Raw genomic sequence first — 17,825 nt, 5'->3', positions numbered from 1 at the left:
AAGTAAACTCTTAAAAGCGGTGAGTGAAATGCGGCGTATTATTTTTTTGCTAATCAGTTTGTTTGTCCTCTTTATTATCTTTTTTGATTTAAAAAATGGCACCATTCCCGTTGAAGAAGGTCCAGCTGTTCCTGCCAATGCCTTTCAAACGCCTGAGAAAAAAGCATATAAGAAGGTCACGGTGAAACAAGGTGAAACCGTCGTCTCTATCGTCCATACAAGTAAGCCTCTTGATGAAGTCATTGAAGATTTTGAAGAGCTGAATCAAGGCGTCAAAGCAAACGAAATTCGGGCAGGCAGCACATATAAGTTTCCGGTCTATAAGAGATAAAACGTTAATTCCTTGTCATTCATACAAAGAGACTGTTACAATATGAACTGTAAAACAAGACGTACATGGCAAATGATTGCTTGTACACTAAGGAGCGATTGACAAGTGAGTGAAGTCACACATCGTACTAAAACGCGTCCCGTCAAAGTGGGACCTTTAACTATAGGTGGAAATAATGAGGTTGTCATTCAAAGTATGGCAACAACCAAAACACATGATGTCGAAGCGACAGTAGCTGAAATTAAGCGTCTTGAAGAAGCAGGCTGTCAAATCGTGCGTGTCGCATGCCCAGACGAGCGTGCAGCAAATGCGATTGCAGACATAAAAAAACAGATCAACATCCCGCTAGTTGTCGATATTCATTTTGACTACAAGCTTGCACTGAAAGCGATTGAAGCAGGTGCAGACAAAATTCGAATCAACCCAGGAAACATCGGAAGACGAGAAAAAGTCGAAGCGGTTGTAAAAGCAGCAAAAGAAAAAGGCATTCCAATCCGTATTGGGGTAAACGCTGGTTCATTAGAGAAAAAAATTCTTGATAAATACGGCTATCCAACAGCAGATGGTATGGTCGAAAGTGCACTGCACCACATTAAAATTCTAGAAGATCTAGATTTTCATGATATCATCGTCAGCATGAAAGCATCTGATGTCAACCTAGCGATTGAGGCGTACGAAAAAGCTGCAAAAGCATTTGACTACCCTCTTCACCTTGGGATTACAGAATCAGGTACATTATTTGCAGGTACGGTCAAAAGTGCAGCTGGTCTCGGCGCTATCTTGAATATGGGAATTGGGAACACACTCCGCATCTCATTAAGTGCTGATCCAGTTGAGGAAGTAAAAGTAGCACGTGAACTGTTGAAATCATTTGGTCTTGCAGCAAATGCAGCAACACTGATCTCTTGCCCAACTTGTGGCCGAATCGAAATTGACCTCATTAGCATTGCAAATGAAGTTGAGGAATATATCTCCACGATTAAAGCACCGATTAAAGTAGCTGTTCTTGGCTGTGCTGTAAATGGTCCAGGTGAAGCGCGTGAAGCTGATATCGGAATTGCCGGCGCTAGAGGCGAAGGCCTATTGTTCCGTAAAGGTGAAATTGTTCGTAAAGTGCCCGAAGAAACAATGGTCGAAGAACTGAAAAAAGAAATCGATAAAATTGCTGAAGAGCATTATGCAAAAATGGAAGCTGAAAAAGCAAAAGCCAACGCATAACAAAAAACGCCTGACGTCACTGTCAGGCGTTTTTCTGTTCTTGTTAAAAGAACGGGGTGATAAAAATGCCAAGGATGACGGAAACAATTCCGATCCCGATTGACCATGCGCCAAGCGCATGTGCTCCTTTTCTTCTTGCAATATAACCAACGACGATTGCCGCTACTCCTAATAGCACTGGCAAGACAAATAACGAGATAATCGCAATCGCGAGTGCTGTATAGCCTATCCCCTTACTGCCTGAATCGTCACCTACTTGGTCACGTTCTCGTCTGTCTACTCGATCTCTTGAAGCCTGATATGGCTCTGCAATTTCAGCAGCTGTTTCCTCTAGATAGCCATCATCATTACTAAAGTGTGTATCGATTTCACGATCATTTCTTCTGAAATCTTCGTCTCTTTCCATGATCAATTCCCCCTTTTGGTTAATAGAAAGGAGCTTTTTTAGTATGAGCAAAAATGTCTGTTTCATGTTTGCTAAAACTTGCTGGAATTGTGAATTGATTATGTTACACTTTAAGAGTATAAAAATGAGGAGTGTGGGCATGTTACGTTTAGGAATTGATATAGATGGCACAGTGACGGCACAGGACACCTTTGTTCCCTATTTAAATGAGTCGTTCCAATGTGCCATGACACTAGATGATATGACAGAATATGATTTGACGAAGCTTTTAAATATTTCTCAAGAAGAGTTTTGGGGCTGGATGAATCAGCACGAGCCTCTTATATATAAACAGGCACAGCCTGCTAAGGATGCAAAAGAGATTCTTGATCAAATGAAACATCAACATAGGCTGATCTATATTACAGCAAGAAGGCAGCATCATGCGGATATCACCTACGAGTGGTTTCACAAACATCACGTGCACTATGATGACATTGAGCTGGTTGGCGGTCATCATAAGCTCGAAGCTGTTCAAAAGCACAAGATTGATGTGTTTTTCGAGGATCATCATGGGAATGCCACCATGATTGCAAAAGAGGCTGACATCCCGGTTATTCTTTTTAACTCTCCATATAATCAAATGCCTATTGATGACAGGATTATACGCGTCAACAACTGGCAGGAAGCGTCTCACTGGATTAAACAATACGAGCAGCGTTTGGAAACTGCTTATTAATACAGAAAAGCCGATACTCTAATGTATCGGCTTTTTTGATGGAACAAACTGCCCTTCTTTCATGAGAAAATGGTACAGTGCTCCCTTCATGCCTGCCTGATTCAAGTAGTAGCACGTTTCCAGCTTCACCTGAATGTTCTTCCACGCATGCAGTGTATGTAAATGTTTCTCAATGTTTGATAGCAAATCTGGTCTGGCACTAACGCCCCCGCCAATGAGAATTTTCTCTGGATTAAGGACAGTTGCTACATTGTAAATGCCAATGGCGATTCGCTTGTACCACTGATCCACCAGCTTTTCAATGGATGGATCATGCTTTGCTTTTTCAAATATGTCTTGACCGTCTATTTGCGTACTTTGCGGAATTCCTTGCTTTTCTTTATAGCTGCGAATTAAACCAGCTGTTGAAGCACTGCTGTTGAGTGTTGTGAATTGTCCATTTTCTGTCTCTGTCAGCATCATGCCAAATTCACCGCCGCGAAAGGAAGCCCCGCGCACAAGCTGACCGCCAGCGAAAATACCACCCCCAACACCTGTGCCAAGCGTCATACAAATAAAGCTGTCACACTCTTTCGCATGACCACTATATTTTTCTGCAAGAGCTGCACAGTTCGCATCATTTTCCACTTCCACACGAAGCGATGTTTTCTCTTCTAAAAGTGTTTTTACATTTTGACCATTTAAGGCGATGATGGCTCCTGCAAATTCTGTATAACCTGTTTCACTGTCCACAAAGCCCGGAAGACTAATCGCGATTCCGCTGACATCCGACGTTCTCTGATATTGCTTGACCACATCCGCCATCGCTTCTAAAAACGGTTCAAGCTGCCGGCAGTTCGTTTCATAGTCACCACTCGTAACAAGTTCCCCATCCTGATCCATTAAACCATGTTTTGTTCTCGTCCCACCTACATCAAACACGACATAATACGCCATTTTTGCCCCTCCCCTTACTCCAAAAGACACAAATTACTTCAGTACCCTGTTCTCATTTTAATGAAACAGCCGTCCTTTGTAAAACGTTTTCAAAAAGATAAAAGAAACAGCCAGCTCTGCGGCTGGCTGTCTTATGAATGAACTTCCTTCGGTTCGCAGGAAGGACACGTTCCGTATATTTCGAATTTATGTCCGCTAATGTGATAATCCTCTAGATCGGCGTCTAACTTGTCCATAGGGCAGGCATCGATCTCCTTTGTTTTACCGCATGTCAGACAAATAAAATGATGATGGTGATGAGAAAATGAGCATTTAAAACGAAAAAGCTTCTCCCCTGACAATTCCGTTGTTTCCAATATACCTAAGTCTTCATATAGCGACAGGTTACGATAAATCGTATCAAAGCTAAGACCCGGGTAGTCTTCACTTAGTGACGTCAGCACATTTTTAGCAGTCAAATATTTATCAGAATCAGAAAACAGTTGAAGCATGTCTTCACGTTTGCTTGTATACTTGTAGCCTTTTTCCTTTAATAAATCAAGCGCTTCTTGTACGTTCATGATGATTCCCCCTTTTGAATTTTCCAATAAAAATACATCCGATTAAAATCAAAATGGACAGCATCACAATGGTTCCGCCTGGTGCTAAATCTAGATAATAGCTTAAGATCAATCCCGCCAATACAGACAATTCACCGAACAAGATTGAAAGGAAGATCGCCTGTTTGAATCCTTTGGCAATGCGGATACTTGCCGCAACAGGAAGTGTCATGAGCGCAGAGACAAGCAGTGTACCTACGATACGCATCGACGCCGCAATGACAAGTGCGACAACTAAGATAAAAATAAAATGAATCCATTTCGCTGAAATACCAGAAGCCTTTGCATGCTCTTCATCAAAAGAAAGTAAAAATAATTCTTTATATAAAAGCACGACAACTAACACAACAACGAGTGAGATCCCAACAACAATCCAAAGATCTAATCTCGACACCGCACTGACACTTCCGAACAAATAACTAAACAAATCTGTATTAAAGCCATTCGCTAGTGAAATGAAGATGACGGAAATCCCAATACCGCCTGATAAAATAATAGGTATCGCCAGCTCCTGATAATGCTTATACACAGAACGCAGGCGTTCAATAAATAACGAACCGGCAACAGAAAACGCCATCCCTAAGTACAGCGGGCTCACCCCTGTCAAGAGGCCAAACTTTTTATCAAGGAATAAACTAGCTGCAATACCGGCAAGTGATACGTGACTGAGGGCATCTGCAATCAGCGAGAGCCTTCTCACGACGATAAATACACCAAGCAAGGGCGCAATAAAACCAATCAGCATTCCTGCGATAAACGCATTTTGTAAAAATTCATAATGAAAAAATGGAAATAGCATTATTCATGTCCCCCATGATGGTGATGATCGTGATGAATCACTTGAATGTCATGTCCGTAAAATTGGGATAACGCTTGATCATCCATTGAATCAAACGTTTCCGCATCTCCGTGGAAATGAAGTGTCTGATTTAAGCAAGCCACATGGGTGACTTTATCAGAAACAGTGCCCACGTCGTGTGTGACGAGAATTAAAGACATTCCTTTTTCTTTGTTCAATGTTTCTAACAGCTGATAAAAGCTTTCTACTGTCCGCTGGTCTACGCCAACCGTTGGTTCATCTAAAATGAGCAGTTTCGGCTGACTGACGAGCGCACGTGCAATAAAAGCACGCTGCTGCTGACCGCCTGAAAGTTCCCCAATGTTTTGATGCTTCAAATCTTGTATCCCAACTGAGCGAATGGCATCCTCAACTTGCCATTTGTCCTGCTTGCTCATTCGTTTAAATAATCCTATTTTCGCCGTCAATCCACTTGCGACGACTTCGTAAACAGAAGCAGGGAAACCTGTATTAAAACTATTCGCCTTTTGAGAAACAAATCCAATTTGATCCCAGTCTCTAAATTTAGAAGCAGGCGTGCCAAATAGTTTTAATTCGCCTTGCTGTGGTTTAATGAGTCCAAGCAGGCATTTTAATAAGGTTGTTTTACCAGATCCATTCGGTCCAACAAGTGCTAGAAAGTTCCCTTCCTCTACTGTTAAATGAATGTGATCTATGACATTTCGCTGTCCATACGAGTACGAAATGTCCTTCATTTCAATAATTGGCTTTGCCATGAATCTTTCCACCTTTAATCAATATAAAAAGAATGATTACGATTTATACAACAAAAAGAAAATGGCTTTTGCCATTTTCTCTGTCCATACATACATTTCATTATATAAAAGAAAGATTAAAAAGTAAAATAAAAGCTAATGAATGGCTGTTTTGAACTTACCGCCTTTTGTTTCATGCGTATCCATAATTGTAATAAATGCTTGACTATCAATTTCAAATACAATGGATTTTAGCTTTGTAATTTCAAGTCTTGTGACAACGGCGTAGATGACATCTTTTTCTTCATCTGTATAACCGCCTTTCCCTCTCAGCTTTGTCGTTCCCCTGCCAAGTCGATGAAGAATCGCATCTGAAATTTCATCATAATAATCTGATACGATAATGACAGCTTTTGTTTCATCAAGCCCTTGAATGACAGCATCAATTGTTTTCATTGCCAAATAATATGTCATGACAGAATACATAGCCTGCTCTGGTCCGAAGACAAAGCCTGCCCAAATAAAAATGAACACATTGACGATCATGACAAACTCACCGACGGAAAAAGGAATTTTTTTCGTTAGCAGAATGCCTAAGATCTCTGTTCCATCCATTGAGCCTCCATTACGGATGACAAGTCCAACACCAAAACCAAGTAATAGCCCGCCAAATACAGTAGCTAAGATCGGCTGATTGGTAAATGCCTCTACATGATGGAGTGAAGATTCTATGACGGCTAAGCTGACAATCCCAATCACAGTGGAAATAAGAAACGTTTTCCCAATATGTTTGTATCCTGATATCATAAATGGAATATTTAAAATGACAACAATCGTCGCAAAATTGATGAATGGGTTATCTGTAAAGAGATAATCCAAAATAAGCGAAATGCCGATGATGCCTCCATCGATAATATTGTTTGGCACTAAAAATAATTCAATGCTGACTGCTGCGCATGTAGCGCCTACTAGAATTAGGAAAATTCTAAATATAAAATGAGGCACTGATTCCTTTCTATGCTGTTTACTATTTGCCATACGTTCTCCCTTCTACACATGTTAAATTTTCAATGAACATTTTATTCACTTTACTATTTTATCATTTCACAGGGTAAAATAAAATTTTTTGCACATTTTCCGTTTTCGCCCATACATTGTTACAGAGGGGAGGAATGGAATTGATTTTAATTCAAAAAATTGTCCTGCAGCGGCTCAATCAGATCACAGCAAATGATCTGTTAAGGTATGCGAAACAGTATGGCGTCAGTTTAACGTCAAACCAAGCTGCTGAGGTGGCCAAACTCATGAATGGGAAAAACGTCAATATTTTTAATGATGCAGAGCGTAGCCGGCTTCTTAAGCAAGTAGAAGCAATTACATCTAAACAGACGGCTCAGACTGTCAATGATCTGTTTAATCAGTTTACAAGTTAAGAAAAAAAGGGCCGCATTTAGCGGCACCTCATGATGTTGTATGCTTTTTACTGATCTTTAATTTTATCTAGTAAGCCTTCGTCAAATTGCTTTTCTTTTAGCATCGCAATTTCGAATTTGTAAGGTGGTTTTTTGTTCTTTTTATCTTCACCTACATAAGGCGTTTCTAAGATTTTTGGCACATCTTGAAGCTGCGGATGATGCACAATATTGTTCAGTGCATCGAAGCCAATTTCTCCAAAGCCGATATTTTCATGTCGGTCTTTTCTTGCGCCTTGTACGTTTTTACTGTCATTAATATGAAGAACCTTGATTCGGTCAATACCAACGATTCGATCAAATTCTTCTAACACCCCATCAAAGTCAGTCACAATCGGATAACCAGCATCGTGTGTGTGACACGTATCAAAGCAGACAGAAAGTGCTTCGTTATGTGTCACTCCGTCGATAATTTGGGCAAGCTCTTCAAAGCTTCTTCCGCACTCTGAACCTTTGCCAGCCATTGTTTCAAGTGCAATTTGAACCTTTTGCCCTTTTATGATGACTTCGTTTAAACCTTCAATGATTTTTTGGATTCCTGCTTCTGGTCCTGCTCCGACATGTGCACCTGGGTGGAGAACAATCTGCCTCGCACCTAGCGCTTCTGTACGTTCAATCTCAGAGCGAAGGAAGTCCACACCAAGCTCAAAGGTCGCTGGATTGACGGTATTCCCAATATTAATAATATACGGTGCATGTACGACGATATCTGTCATACCATGCTCTTTCATATGCGCTTGTCCAGCTTCAATATTGAGATCTTCAATTTTTTTACGGCGCGTATTTTGAGGTGCACCTGTATAAATCATAAACGTATTCGAACCATAAGAGGCAGCCTCTTGACTCGCTGCAAGAAGCATATGTTTTCCGCTCATGGATACATGTGAACCAATCTTCAACAATGTTTCCCCCTACTTTCCATTACGCTTTGACTTTCTACGTTCCTGTCTTTTGATTTTGTCCATCTCACGTGTCATTTTCTTTTTATATCCAGGTTTGACGGCTTTCGGTTTTCTCACAAGACGCTTTGCTTTTTCTTCAATTTCATTAGGTGCTTTTTTACGTCTTTGACGCTTCAAGCGGTCATCTGCATCTCGCCATTCGCCATGAACAATGGTTTTGTTTTCAAACACAACGCCCATTTTCTCGATCTGAATGAGTGCATCCTCATCAGCAAGCTCATAAATCGTCATCGCAATTCCAGATGAACCAGCTCGAGCTGTTCTCCCAACACGGTGAACATAAAAATCAAGATCAGATGGTAGTTCATAGTTGATCACATGGCTGATGCCTTTGATGTCGATTCCGCGGGCTGCAAGATCTGATGCCACTATATAAGTGAACTCTAAATCATCAATTTGCTTCATCACTTTTTTACGTTCGCGCGGTGTTAATCCGCCATGAAGCACCCCAACCTTCATTCCTTTTTCTTGTAGGAATGATGCGATTTCATCAACGGTTGTTTTTGTATTGGCAAAAATGATGCCTAAATAAGGCTGTACATTCGTCACCATTTCATGAAGCAATTTCAGCTTGTCACGCTGTTTAGATGGAACTAAAATATGCTGAATGTTTTCAGCTGTAATTCGTTTTGGTTCAACATGGGCATATTTGGGATTGTCCATATATTTTTTCAGGAACGGCTTTAGTTTTTCTGGAATCGTTGCTGAGAACACAAGCATTTGCAGCTGTTCTGGCATTTGTGAGCCAATACGGTCCACATCTTCTAAAAATCCCATATCCAGCATTAAATCCGCTTCATCAATGACAAGAGATGTCGCTTTGTAAACGTTCAGCGCCTGCTCATGAATGAGGTCAGCAATACGTCCAGGTGTACCGACAACCAAATGCGGCTGGTTTTTTAGCTTTTGAATGGATTTTTGCTTGTCCGTTCCGCCAATGTAAAGCTTCGCTTTAATCTCTTCTTCTGGAGAAGCATTTTTTAAAATTGTTTGGGCTTCTTTGAAAATTTGATTAGCTAATTCTCTTGTAGGTGCAGTAATCACGACTTGTACGTGCTCTTTGCTTGGATCAATTGAATGAATAAGCGGCAATAAGTACGCGTGGGTTTTTCCTGTTCCTGTTTGTGATTGACCAATCACGCTTTCTCCCTTTAACACAGCAGGGATGATTCTTTTTTGAATATCAGTTGGCTCATAAAAGCCAAGTTCATGAATAGCATCTATAATAAAAGACTTTAATTCATATGTCGTAAATTTTGTTTCGTTCATGTTTTCACTCCTTAAGGCAATGCCTTTTTGCTCATCTCCTCATTATAGCTGATTTTCAGCAAAAAAACCATGTCCGCTTTTCTTAAAGGAAACCAATTGATGCTTTGTTGCATAACCTATGAAGAGAAAGAGAATGCAGTAAGGGAGGTACAAGTATGTTAGGGCAAAGGCCTATGGGCGATTTTCAGCCGCACCGTCCCTCACGCCGGCATCTTGGAAATGGCGGACAGCCCGGAATTTTTCAAAGGAGGCAGCAGGCTCCTATCGAACAGACTTTTCAAGGGCAAGGCAATCAATTTCAGCAAATGATGCCTCGCTCCCCGTCTGTACAGGGAGGCGGTGTACGCGGAATAGGCGGAATTCCAGGAGGCGAAAGCCGTGCACTAGGCGGCGGAGCAGGAATGAAAGGCATGCTCGCTAAATTTCTTCCTGGCGCAGGGGGAGCAGGAGTCTCTGGAGGTGGTGCGGGTTTACAAGGAATCCAGAGCTTCGCAAATCCTGCAACCCTCTCAAGCATGTTGGGAAATGTTCAAAAGGTGCTCGGTATGGCGCAGCAATTTACGCCAATGATTCAGCAATACGGTCCTTTAGTCAGAAATCTGCCTGCGATGATTAAGCTATATAGCCAGCTTGGCAGTGCGGATGATGATGAAACTAGTACAGATGAAGAACCTAAAGAAATCGGCGAGGAAACAGAAGTGCAAAAAGAGGTTGCATCAGGAGATGATGAAATAGAAGAAACCGAAGAACCAGAAGACATCCTCGTCAAAAAAACAGCTCCTCACACATCACCTGCTCCTGAAGTGAAACCGAAAAAAAGACCTGGCAGCTCTGTTCCAAAACTATATGTCTAGTGATCTTTTAATGGCGAAATGTCCCCTGCGTATAACAATCTTTGATATATACGCTTACTTTGGCTATAATGGAAGCTAGAGAATGATAAAAAGCCGTTTTTTCACGGCTTTTTATATTGTTCTTCTCTAGCAGCACTTCCCTACAGGAGGACGAATAAATGAATGTAATTAAAATTTCGCCGCGTGGCTATTGCTATGGCGTTGTAGATGCAATGGTCATTGCTAAAAATGCCGCACTTGATAAAAACTTGCCACGCCCAATTTATATATTAGGTATGATTGTGCACAACAAACACGTGACAGATGCCTTCGAAGAAGATGGGATCTACACACTGGACGGCCCAAACCGCTTGGACATTTTAAAGCAGGTTGAAAGCGGAACAGTCATTTTCACTGCTCACGGCGTTTCACCTGAGGTTCGTCAAATTGCAGAAGAAAAAGGCCTTGTCGCCATAGATGCAACCTGTCCCGATGTAACGAAAACACATGAACTCATTTCAGAGAAAACAGCCGATGGATATGACATTATTTATATCGGAAAAAAAGGTCATCCTGAGCCAGAGGGAGCTGTCGGAGTAGCCCCTGACAAGGTGCATCTTGTCGAATCAGAAGCGGACATTGAGGCGCTCGATTTAACATCAGATAAATTGCTTATCACCAATCAGACAACGATGTCTCAGTGGGATGTCCACGATCTGATGGAGCTCATAAAAGAGAAATATCCTCACGTCGAGTACCACCAAGAAATTTGTCTTGCGACACAAGTACGTCAGGAAGCTGTATCTCAGCAAGCTGGCCAAGCCGACCTTACCATTGTTGTCGGAGATCCAAAAAGTAATAACTCCAACCGTCTGGCACAAGTGTCAATGGAGATTGCCGGAACGCAGGCTTACCGTATTGGTGACCTAAGTGAACTCAAGCTGGAGTGGCTGCAAGGCGTCAAAACCGTTGCCATTACTGCTGGCGCTTCTACACCGACACCTATTACAAAGGAAGTGATCCGTTTCTTAGAAAACTACGAACCGGATGATGAATCAACTTGGAAGATTGAACGGTCGGTTCCTCTTTCGAAAATACTACCGCGCGTGAAAACAAAGAAATAAAAAAACGTCAGAGCATAGAAGCTCTGACGTTTTTTTGTTTACATAAATTGAAATGGATTTGTGTTCGATTCAGAAACAAAGAGCTGTACATCATACTTTTTATCTGAACATAGCGATTGAAGCTTTGCCTTTACGCCCTCTTTCATAATCTTTTCTGCATAATGCCCTGGGTCCACTACATTCAGCCCGAGCATCATGGCATCATGGGCGACATGGAAATAAAGATCCCCTGTCACATACACATCAGCACCCATTCTTTTCGCTTGATGAATGTATTTATTTCCGTCTCCGCCAAGCACAGCTACTTTTTTCACAACAGCGTCTTGATCACCTACAAAGCGAGCACCATTTACATCGAGCTTTGTCTTCACAAATCGTGTAAAGTCTCCAAGGGTCATTGGCTCTCTTAGCTCCCCTATACGGCCAAGACCTTTTTGAATAGGAGGAAGATCTGTCGTGTGTACACTATAGGCGACTTCTTCATAAGGATGTGCCTTGATCATTTCACGAATGACTTGTTTTTCAATACTTGCCGGGAAAATGGTTTCAATTCGCACTTCTTTCACAAATTCCAATTGACCGGTCTCACCAATAAACGGATCCGCATCTTCTGATGGCAAAAAGCTGCCTGTCCCTTCATTTGAAAACATACAATGGCTATAGTTGCCAATATGGCCGGCACCCGCATTTCCTAAAGCCGTACGGATGGCTTCTTCAAATTCCTGCGGGACATAGAGGGCAAGCTGTTTGATTGGATCTTCATATGTCGGCACTAGCACACTTGTTTCTTCAAGCTCTAGAGCCTCAGCAAGCAAATCATTAACTCCTCCGTCAGCCACATCTAAATTCGTATGTGCCACATATACTGCAATATCATGTTTGATGCATTTCTCAATGATCCGTCCAGCCGGCTGATCTGTCGCTACATGTTTTAATGGACGAAAAATCGGCGGATGGTGAGCAATAATGAGATCCACTTTTCGCTCGATCGCCTCATCTACTACATTCTCTAATACATCCAAAGTGATCATAACATTGGTTACTTTTTTATTTAATGTCCCGATCTGAAGACCAATTTTGTCACCTTCCATGGCATATGCCTTTGGTGAAAATTGTTCAAATAATTGGATGATTTCATGTCCGTTTACTGTTTTAGCCAACAGTCAAAACCTCCTTAAGAATCTTTATTTTCACATGCAGCTCTTCAAGGCGATCGTTGTTCTCTTCTGTTTGCGCTGCCTGCTGGATTTGACTTTCTATCTTCTCCATATGCTGAAGCTCTTGCATCCACTTGCGCCGGAAGACATCATTTTGCTCTTTCGCAAGAAACGGCCCAACTAGCATGCCTGTTTCAATTGACATCCCTTCATAGGCTTTATCTTTGTCGCCTTTTTCAGCGATGATGATTTCGTATATTTTGCCATCCTCTTCTAAAATAACTTCATCTATCATTTCATACTCCTCTTGATAGAGCCATAAACGAATGTGGTGAGCATGGATATTTGGCTGAAGAATGAGCCTTTCAAGGCCTGTAAGCTTATGCTTGCCGTCATTTAAAATGCTTGCGATGAGTGCTCCGCCCATACCTGCAATCGTTACAGCATTCACTTCGCCCTTTTCAATGACTTCAAGGCCATTTCCTTTTCTGACCGAGATCTGGTCATCTAATTCAAGTCTATGTACTTGCTGCTTCGCTGATTGAAGCGGACCTTCTGTAATTTCACCAGCAATTGCTTTTACTGCTTTTTGATGCAGGATCGCATAACACGGCAAATAGGCATGATCTGAGCCGATATCAGCAAAGACAGCCTCTTGTGGTAAAAAGTCTGCGACTCTTTTTAATCGTTTTGATAAATTCATTTCATTCATACGTATCACTACTTTTCTTTAATGTTCATTCTTGTCTATCTTATATAAATTAAAAGTCGTTTTCAAATGAAAAAAGCTCTTCTGATCAAAAAGAGCTTTTTGCGTAACATTATTTAATTTTGGATACCCATTCTGACATTTCATCAAGCTTTTCATTCGGAATCAGCCCGCCTGGCATCCCATTGCCGCCTTCTTGAATTTTCTTCTTGATGTCTGCTACTTCAAGCTTGTCGCCAACACCTTTTAATGCAGGACCAGCACCGCCTTCATAGTTTTCCCCATGACAGCTAATACAGTTCTGTTTATACAATTCTTCCGGCGTCGCATTTGCTGTTTCTTCTTGCTTTTGCTCCTCGCCTCCAGAGGCGATTTTGTCTTCATCTTTCAACCCCTTCATTGATAAGAAAAAAGTGAGTCCAATACCTAAAATGGCAATCAATAAGAATGGTATAAGTGGATTCCGTTTCATTTCTTTCATCCTCCCCTTTGTGAAAACCCCTTTAAGACTATACAAACAATTCTAATTCTACTTTAATTTTACAAAAAGTAAACGAATTATGATACAAAACTTTGGTCAAGTTCACAGATTAGACAAAAATGATGCAAAGATGAGAAATGAAGCCTTCAGCACATTTTGATGTATTTTTTATACATCTTTTCTCTAAGAACGTTGCAAATTCATTATTTATTCAGTAAAATATAATCAGATTGAAAAAAGCGTTTTCATTTTTGATGAAGAAAGAACGGATCTCTTTCAAGATCCGTCCAGTTTCTACTCTAAGAAGTCTTTTAATCGTTTACTTCTGCTTGGGTGTCTTAATTTACGCAGAGCTTTCGCTTCAATTTGGCGGATACGCTCTCTTGTGACGCCGAACACCTTTCCAACCTCTTCTAACGTACGTGTTCTTCCGTCATCTAGTCCGAAACGTAGTCTTAGTACATTTTCTTCACGGTCCGTTAGTGTGTCTAATACATCTTCAAGCTGCTCTTTTAACAATTCGTATGCAGCATGGTCAGATGGAGATGTCGCCTCTTGGTCTTCAATAAAATCACCAAGGTGCGAGTCATCTTCTTCACCAATAGGTGTTTCTAAAGATACAGGCTCTTGCGCAATTTTAAGAATTTCTCTAACCTTTTCTGGCGTTAAATCCATGTCTTCAGCAATTTCCTCTGGCGTTGGTTCTCTGCCTAGGTCTTGCAGAAGCTGTCTTTGAACACGGATTAATTTATTAATGGTTTCCACCATATGAACCGGGATCCTGATTGTTCTTGCCTGATCGGCAATCGCACGCGTGATCGCCTGTCTAATCCACCAAGTCGCATATGTTGAGAATTTGTATCCTTTTCGATAATCAAACTTCTCAACTGCCTTCATAAGACCCATGTTTCCTTCTTGAATCAAGTCTAGGAACAGCATACCACGACCGACGTATCGTTTCGCGATGCTGACAACGAGACGAAGGTTTGCTTCCGCTAATCTTCTTTTTGATTCCTCATCGCCTTCTTCGATCTTTTGAGCATACGAAATTTCTTCTTTAGCAGATAACAAATTGACGCGTCCGATTTCTTTTAAGTACATACGAACAGGATCATTAATTTTGACACCTGGTGGTACGCTTAAATCATTCAGGTCAAATTCTTCTTCCGCTTTAGCCAGCTGCTGAACATTTGGGTCTTCTGTCTCTTCGTTTTCACTAATGAGCTCTACACCCTGTTCGCCTAAGTATTCATAGTATTCATCCATTTGGTCTGATTCAATTTCAAAGCTAGACATACGCTCTGCAATTTCTTCGTATGTTAAAACGCCCCGTTTTTTACCCGTTTCAGTGAGCTTATCTCTCACCTGTTCAAAGGTTAGTTCAGTTTCGGTTTCGTGGGCTTGTTTATCAGCCATTATGGATCCCTCCTTCCAAAGCTTGCAACGAATTCTAAAGTAACTTGCGATTTGCTTCCGCCCTGCTTTTCTCTCTTTATCAAACAGATGAGCAAATAGGAATAAAATAAATAATGATGAAGGCAAGATGCTTGCGGTCTTATGCTCCTCCCGTAAAGGATTCATTGCCAGCCGTAAGTCTTGTCATAAATATTAGACGTATTACTTCAGCGAACGGTTCAACTGAATAATTTCTTTTGCAAGTGTTGCCGCTTTGAAGAAATCTTTTTGCCTCTCCGCTTCTGCACGTTCTAGTTCTTTTTCCTTTATCATTGACAAATTCCGATGATTCAACACTTTCTTTACATAATCACTTAATTCAGCTTCACTTAGTTCGTCTCCAACTTGAATCATGAATATATCCGTCAGAAGCTGATTGATGACATCATCTTCTATACGGTTCATCAGGTGCTGCGGCGTTGGTTCTTTGCCTTCTTCATACAAAGCATAAATGTACGTGGCCAGCGCCCTGTGAGAATCTATATTAAATTCAATCCCTACTCTGTCCAGTACTTTGCGGATCACGTCATCGCTTTTTACCATATGAGCAAGCAGCATTCGCTCTGCATTTTCATACGCTGGCCGCAGACGCTTTCTCCGTACCTGTGTTGACAGATGTGCACGCCGTTTTTCAAGCCCGCTTTCTTCCTGCGTGCTTTTGGCTTCTTGACGCTGCTGTTTTTCAAACAGGTCCAGTTGTTCCTTTAATGAATCAAGTGAGATCGAGAACTCTCCAGCAAGCTGTTTCATGTAAATCTCTTGTTCCAAGGAACCGTTTAACCGGCTAATTTCTCGGAGTACTTGCTTCATATAAGTAAGCCGGTCTCCTTCATCAGATAAATTCTTTCCCCTACGGAAAAAGTTCATCTTAAAAGTCATTAATGTCACACTTGCATCTATGATGTCATTCCTAAATTTCTCGCCGCCATATTTACAAATGTAATCATCTGGATCAAGTCCATCTGGTATCATGGCAACGCGAACTTTACATCCTCTTTTTCCAAGCAAATCTGATGCTTTCATGGTGGCTTCATAACCGGCCGTATCAGAGTCATAGCAAAGAATGATCTCTTCTACGTTCCGTCTGAGAAGTTTTACGTGCTCTTCTGTTAGAGACGTACCCATTGTTGCAACACTTTCGCCGACACCTGATGTGACAGCTGAGATGACGTCAGCAAATCCTTCGAAAAGAACCGCTCGTTCGCGTTTTCGAATATGCATACGCGCGTCATGAAAGTGATAAAGCAGCTTACTTTTATGAAAAAGTGGCGTTTCAGGACTATTCATATATTTAGGCTGCTGATCACCAAGCGATCTTCCGGAAAAAGCGACGACTGTCCCATGATGATCATGAATGGGAAACATCACACGATCCCTAAAGCGGTCAAAAAAGCCTGTTCCGTTTTCACGTTGAATCAAAAGACCGGCTTTCTCCATCATCGCAGGATCAAACCCTCGTTTTTCTAAAAACTTGGTCACGAAATCCCAAGAGTCAAGAGCATATCCGATCTCAAACTTGGCAATTGTTTCATCTGTAAAGCCTCTCGCCCGTAAATAATCGAGTGCGTTTTGACCTTCCTTTGTATTTACCAGCAAATGGTGGTAAAATTTCTTAAGAAGCTCATGCGCTTCAATCATCTTATGATCTGCAGTGTCCTCTTGCTGTGAGGAGCTGATCTGAGCATTTGCTACATGATCAGGCAAATCAATATGGTACTTATCAGCAACATGTGAAACGGCTTCAATAAATGAGTAGCCTTCCATTTGTCTGAGGAACGAAAATACATTACCTCCTGCACCACAGCCAAAACAATGGAAGATTTGCTTATCTGCTGAAACAGAGAATGAAGGAGTATTTTCACCATGGAATGGACAAAGACCGAAGTAATTTCGACCTTGCTTTCTAAGCTGTACGTATTCTCCAATCACTTCGACAATGTCTGCGTTTTTTTGGATTTGCTCCAAAAGTTCATCTGGTATACGTTTGCTCATCCTAATAACACTCCGTCGTACATTATTCGCCTTTTAATTCAAAAATCCTTCATGATTCGACAGGATTTTTTGAAGTTGCGCAATAAATCGCTTTTTATCCTCTTCTAAAAGCTTTTTGGGACCTTTTCCGTATACACCTTTTCTTCGCTGTTTACTGGAAACATGCCTGCGTTCCAAATCAAAATCAATTGTTTCGTTCGTGTACATCCGTCCTCTTTCAGACAGGACAATGACCTGTCTTGGAAGCAGTAAGGAGGCAAGACCAATGTCTTGGGTGACGACAATATCATGCGCGGCAGCTGAGTTCGCAATGACTAAATCCGCTGCTTCCTTATGTGTATCTACAAACCGCCAATCTTCAAGTGGAGATCTTTTGGTTTGAAAATGCTCATATGAAGCAATGAACGTCACAGGTACTTGAAATTGAGATGCGACAGAAAGGATTTCGTCTTTTACAGGACAAGCATCTGCATCGACATAAATCGTCCTCTCTTGTTTATGTTCATTCAGGTGACTAATTCTCCATCCCTCCACCTTATTCCTGCTTTAGAGAAGCAAAAAGACCATACTTTTCCCCCATATAGCTAACAACAGTACAACTCATTTTGT

General features: G+C 41.3%; 20 protein-coding genes. 6 read left to right on the top strand and 14 right to left on the bottom strand.

Annotated features, from left to right (window positions below; translation table 11 throughout):
• The first annotated feature begins 28 nt into the window (after positions 1 to 28).
• Entirely contained in the window at positions 29 to 331 is a 303-nt protein-coding gene (locus ACQYAC_RS04690) for a hypothetical protein (protein WP_034661318.1), read from the top strand.
• A 105-nt stretch (positions 332 to 436) separates the two neighbouring features.
• Positions 437 to 1,549, top strand: coding sequence for a flavodoxin-dependent (E)-4-hydroxy-3-methylbut-2-enyl-diphosphate synthase (gene ispG, locus ACQYAC_RS04685; protein WP_003217392.1), 1,113 nt, complete (start codon positions 437 to 439; stop codon positions 1,547 to 1,549).
• A 43-nt stretch (positions 1,550 to 1,592) separates the two neighbouring features.
• Here ispG and ACQYAC_RS04680 read toward each other — a convergent pair whose 3' ends face one another.
• Entirely contained in the window at positions 1,593 to 1,955 is a 363-nt protein-coding gene (locus tag ACQYAC_RS04680; RefSeq protein WP_003217474.1) for a DUF308 domain-containing protein, read from the bottom strand.
• A 139-nt stretch (positions 1,956 to 2,094) separates the two neighbouring features.
• Between ACQYAC_RS04680 and ACQYAC_RS04675 the strand changes: the two genes are divergently transcribed.
• Positions 2,095 to 2,673 (top strand): 5' nucleotidase, NT5C type, encoded by a 579-nt coding sequence (locus tag ACQYAC_RS04675; protein ID WP_061408584.1) that lies wholly within the window; start codon positions 2,095 to 2,097, stop codon positions 2,671 to 2,673.
• An 18-nt stretch (positions 2,674 to 2,691) separates the two neighbouring features.
• Here ACQYAC_RS04675 and ACQYAC_RS04670 read toward each other — a convergent pair whose 3' ends face one another.
• The 5 genes from ACQYAC_RS04670 to ACQYAC_RS04650 all read right to left on the bottom strand — a co-directional run bounded on the left by ACQYAC_RS04670 (position 2,692) and on the right by ACQYAC_RS04650 (position 6,800).
• The gene (locus ACQYAC_RS04670; RefSeq protein WP_268466086.1) at positions 2,692 to 3,609 is read right to left on the bottom strand and encodes an ROK family protein; all 918 of its coding nucleotides are present in this window, start codon (positions 3,607 to 3,609) and stop codon (positions 2,692 to 2,694) included.
• 131 nt (positions 3,610 to 3,740) lie between these two features.
• Positions 3,741 to 4,169, bottom strand: coding sequence for a Fur family transcriptional regulator (locus ACQYAC_RS04665; RefSeq protein ID WP_169056975.1), 429 nt, complete (start codon positions 4,167 to 4,169; stop codon positions 3,741 to 3,743).
• The gene (locus ACQYAC_RS04660; protein ID WP_003217436.1) at positions 4,147 to 5,007 is read right to left on the bottom strand and encodes a metal ABC transporter permease; all 861 of its coding nucleotides are present in this window, start codon (positions 5,005 to 5,007) and stop codon (positions 4,147 to 4,149) included. The genes ACQYAC_RS04665 and ACQYAC_RS04660 overlap by 23 nt, the downstream gene beginning before the upstream one ends.
• A complete protein-coding gene (locus ACQYAC_RS04655; protein ID WP_061408593.1) occupies positions 5,007 to 5,783 on the bottom strand; it encodes a metal ABC transporter ATP-binding protein in 777 nt (258 codons plus the stop codon). The genes ACQYAC_RS04660 and ACQYAC_RS04655 overlap by 1 nt, the downstream gene beginning before the upstream one ends.
• A gap of 135 nt (positions 5,784 to 5,918) precedes the next feature.
• A complete protein-coding gene (locus ACQYAC_RS04650) occupies positions 5,919 to 6,800 on the bottom strand; it encodes a YitT family protein (RefSeq protein ID WP_058014660.1) in 882 nt (293 codons plus the stop codon).
• A 140-nt stretch (positions 6,801 to 6,940) separates the two neighbouring features.
• On the opposite strand from ACQYAC_RS04650, the gene ACQYAC_RS04645 reads away from it, so the two are divergent.
• Positions 6,941 to 7,195, top strand: a complete 255-nt coding sequence (locus tag ACQYAC_RS04645; RefSeq protein ID WP_044139399.1) for a DUF2624 domain-containing protein — start codon at positions 6,941 to 6,943, stop codon at positions 7,193 to 7,195.
• Between the two features lie 47 nt (positions 7,196 to 7,242).
• On the opposite strand, the gene ACQYAC_RS04640 is transcribed toward ACQYAC_RS04645, so the two are convergent.
• Both ACQYAC_RS04640 and ACQYAC_RS04635 read right to left on the bottom strand, forming a co-directional pair.
• Positions 7,243 to 8,136 (bottom strand): deoxyribonuclease IV, encoded by an 894-nt coding sequence (locus tag ACQYAC_RS04640; RefSeq protein WP_429942830.1) that lies wholly within the window; start codon positions 8,134 to 8,136, stop codon positions 7,243 to 7,245.
• A gap of 9 nt (positions 8,137 to 8,145) precedes the next feature.
• Positions 8,146 to 9,465, bottom strand: coding sequence for a DEAD/DEAH box helicase (locus ACQYAC_RS04635; RefSeq protein WP_058014658.1), 1,320 nt, complete (start codon positions 9,463 to 9,465; stop codon positions 8,146 to 8,148).
• A 155-nt stretch (positions 9,466 to 9,620) separates the two neighbouring features.
• On the opposite strand from ACQYAC_RS04635, the gene vrrA reads away from it, so the two are divergent.
• Positions 9,621 to 10,319 carry a VrrA/YqfQ family protein gene (vrrA, locus tag ACQYAC_RS04630; RefSeq protein ID WP_429942829.1) on the top strand — a complete coding sequence of 233 codons (699 nt, stop codon included), beginning with the start codon at positions 9,621 to 9,623 and terminating at the stop codon, positions 10,317 to 10,319.
• 158 nt (positions 10,320 to 10,477) lie between these two features.
• Complete coding sequence (locus ACQYAC_RS04625) at positions 10,478 to 11,422, top strand: 4-hydroxy-3-methylbut-2-enyl diphosphate reductase (RefSeq protein ID WP_058014656.1); 945 nt, start codon at positions 10,478 to 10,480, stop codon at positions 11,420 to 11,422.
• Positions 11,423 to 11,460: 38 nt separating this feature from the next.
• Here the strand turns inward: ACQYAC_RS04625 and ACQYAC_RS04620 are convergent, their stop codons facing one another.
• The 6 genes from ACQYAC_RS04620 to ACQYAC_RS04595 form a co-directional block, all read right to left on the bottom strand.
• A complete protein-coding gene (locus ACQYAC_RS04620; protein WP_061408604.1) occupies positions 11,461 to 12,582 on the bottom strand; it encodes a Nif3-like dinuclear metal center hexameric protein in 1,122 nt (373 codons plus the stop codon).
• The gene (locus tag ACQYAC_RS04615) at positions 12,575 to 13,291 is read right to left on the bottom strand and encodes a tRNA (adenine(22)-N(1))-methyltransferase (RefSeq protein ID WP_429942828.1); all 717 of its coding nucleotides are present in this window, start codon (positions 13,289 to 13,291) and stop codon (positions 12,575 to 12,577) included. The genes ACQYAC_RS04620 and ACQYAC_RS04615 overlap by 8 nt, the downstream gene beginning before the upstream one ends.
• Before the next feature lie 109 nt (positions 13,292 to 13,400).
• Positions 13,401 to 13,760, bottom strand: coding sequence for a cytochrome c550 (cccA, locus tag ACQYAC_RS04610; RefSeq protein ID WP_058014653.1), 360 nt, complete (start codon positions 13,758 to 13,760; stop codon positions 13,401 to 13,403).
• 303 nt (positions 13,761 to 14,063) lie between these two features.
• Positions 14,064 to 15,185: an RNA polymerase sigma factor RpoD gene (rpoD, locus tag ACQYAC_RS04605; RefSeq protein WP_061408609.1), complete on the bottom strand. Its 1,122-nt coding sequence runs from the start codon at positions 15,183 to 15,185 to the stop codon at positions 14,064 to 14,066.
• 201 nt (positions 15,186 to 15,386) lie between these two features.
• On the bottom strand, positions 15,387 to 17,216 hold the full coding sequence (gene dnaG / locus ACQYAC_RS04600; protein WP_429942827.1) for a DNA primase: 1,830 nt from the start codon (positions 17,214 to 17,216) through the stop codon (positions 15,387 to 15,389).
• Positions 17,217 to 17,249: 33 nt separating this feature from the next.
• Entirely contained in the window at positions 17,250 to 17,750 is a 501-nt protein-coding gene (locus ACQYAC_RS04595) for a YaiI/YqxD family protein (protein ID WP_060596665.1), read from the bottom strand.
• Between the last annotated feature and the right edge of the window lie 75 nt (positions 17,751 to 17,825).

The sequence above is a fragment of the Bacillus sp. MM09(2025) genome (genome assembly GCF_050496725.1).
Lineage (GTDB): Bacteria > Bacillota > Bacilli > Bacillales > Bacillaceae > Bacillus > Bacillus pumilus.
The sequence above is the reverse complement of the archived record's forward strand: the minus strand, read 5'-3'. Positions and strand labels throughout refer to the sequence as shown.

Bases quoted from the DNA above. Each gene is read 5' to 3' on its own strand.
- vrrA (WP_429942829.1), top strand. From the start codon at position 9,621: ATGTTAGGGCAAAGGCCTATGGGCGATTTTCAGCCGCACCGTCCCTCA.
- ACQYAC_RS04680 (WP_003217474.1), bottom strand. From the start codon at position 1,955: ATGGAAAGAGACGAAGATTTCAGAAGAAATGATCGTGAAATCGATACA.
- rpoD (WP_061408609.1), bottom strand. From the start codon at position 15,185: ATGGCTGATAAACAAGCCCACGAAACCGAAACTGAACTAACCTTTGAA.
- ACQYAC_RS04675 (WP_061408584.1), top strand. From the start codon at position 2,095: ATGTTACGTTTAGGAATTGATATAGATGGCACAGTGACGGCACAGGAC.
- cccA (WP_058014653.1), bottom strand. From the start codon at position 13,760: ATGAAACGGAATCCACTTATACCATTCTTATTGATTGCCATTTTAGGT.
- ACQYAC_RS04670 (WP_268466086.1), bottom strand. From the start codon at position 3,609: ATGGCGTATTATGTCGTGTTTGATGTAGGTGGGACGAGAACAAAACAT.
- dnaG (WP_429942827.1), bottom strand. From the start codon at position 17,216: ATGAGCAAACGTATACCAGATGAACTTTTGGAGCAAATCCAAAAAAAC.
- ACQYAC_RS04690 (WP_034661318.1), top strand. From the start codon at position 29: ATGCGGCGTATTATTTTTTTGCTAATCAGTTTGTTTGTCCTCTTTATT.
- ACQYAC_RS04650 (WP_058014660.1), bottom strand. From the start codon at position 6,800: ATGGCAAATAGTAAACAGCATAGAAAGGAATCAGTGCCTCATTTTATA.
- ACQYAC_RS04655 (WP_061408593.1), bottom strand. From the start codon at position 5,783: ATGGCAAAGCCAATTATTGAAATGAAGGACATTTCGTACTCGTATGGA.
- ACQYAC_RS04615 (WP_429942828.1), bottom strand. From the start codon at position 13,291: ATGAATGAAATGAATTTATCAAAACGATTAAAAAGAGTCGCAGACTTT.
- ACQYAC_RS04665 (WP_169056975.1), bottom strand. From the start codon at position 4,169: ATGAACGTACAAGAAGCGCTTGATTTATTAAAGGAAAAAGGCTACAAG.
- ACQYAC_RS04635 (WP_058014658.1), bottom strand. From the start codon at position 9,465: ATGAACGAAACAAAATTTACGACATATGAATTAAAGTCTTTTATTATA.
- ACQYAC_RS04660 (WP_003217436.1), bottom strand. From the start codon at position 5,007: ATGCTATTTCCATTTTTTCATTATGAATTTTTACAAAATGCGTTTATC.
- ACQYAC_RS04625 (WP_058014656.1), top strand. From the start codon at position 10,478: ATGAATGTAATTAAAATTTCGCCGCGTGGCTATTGCTATGGCGTTGTA.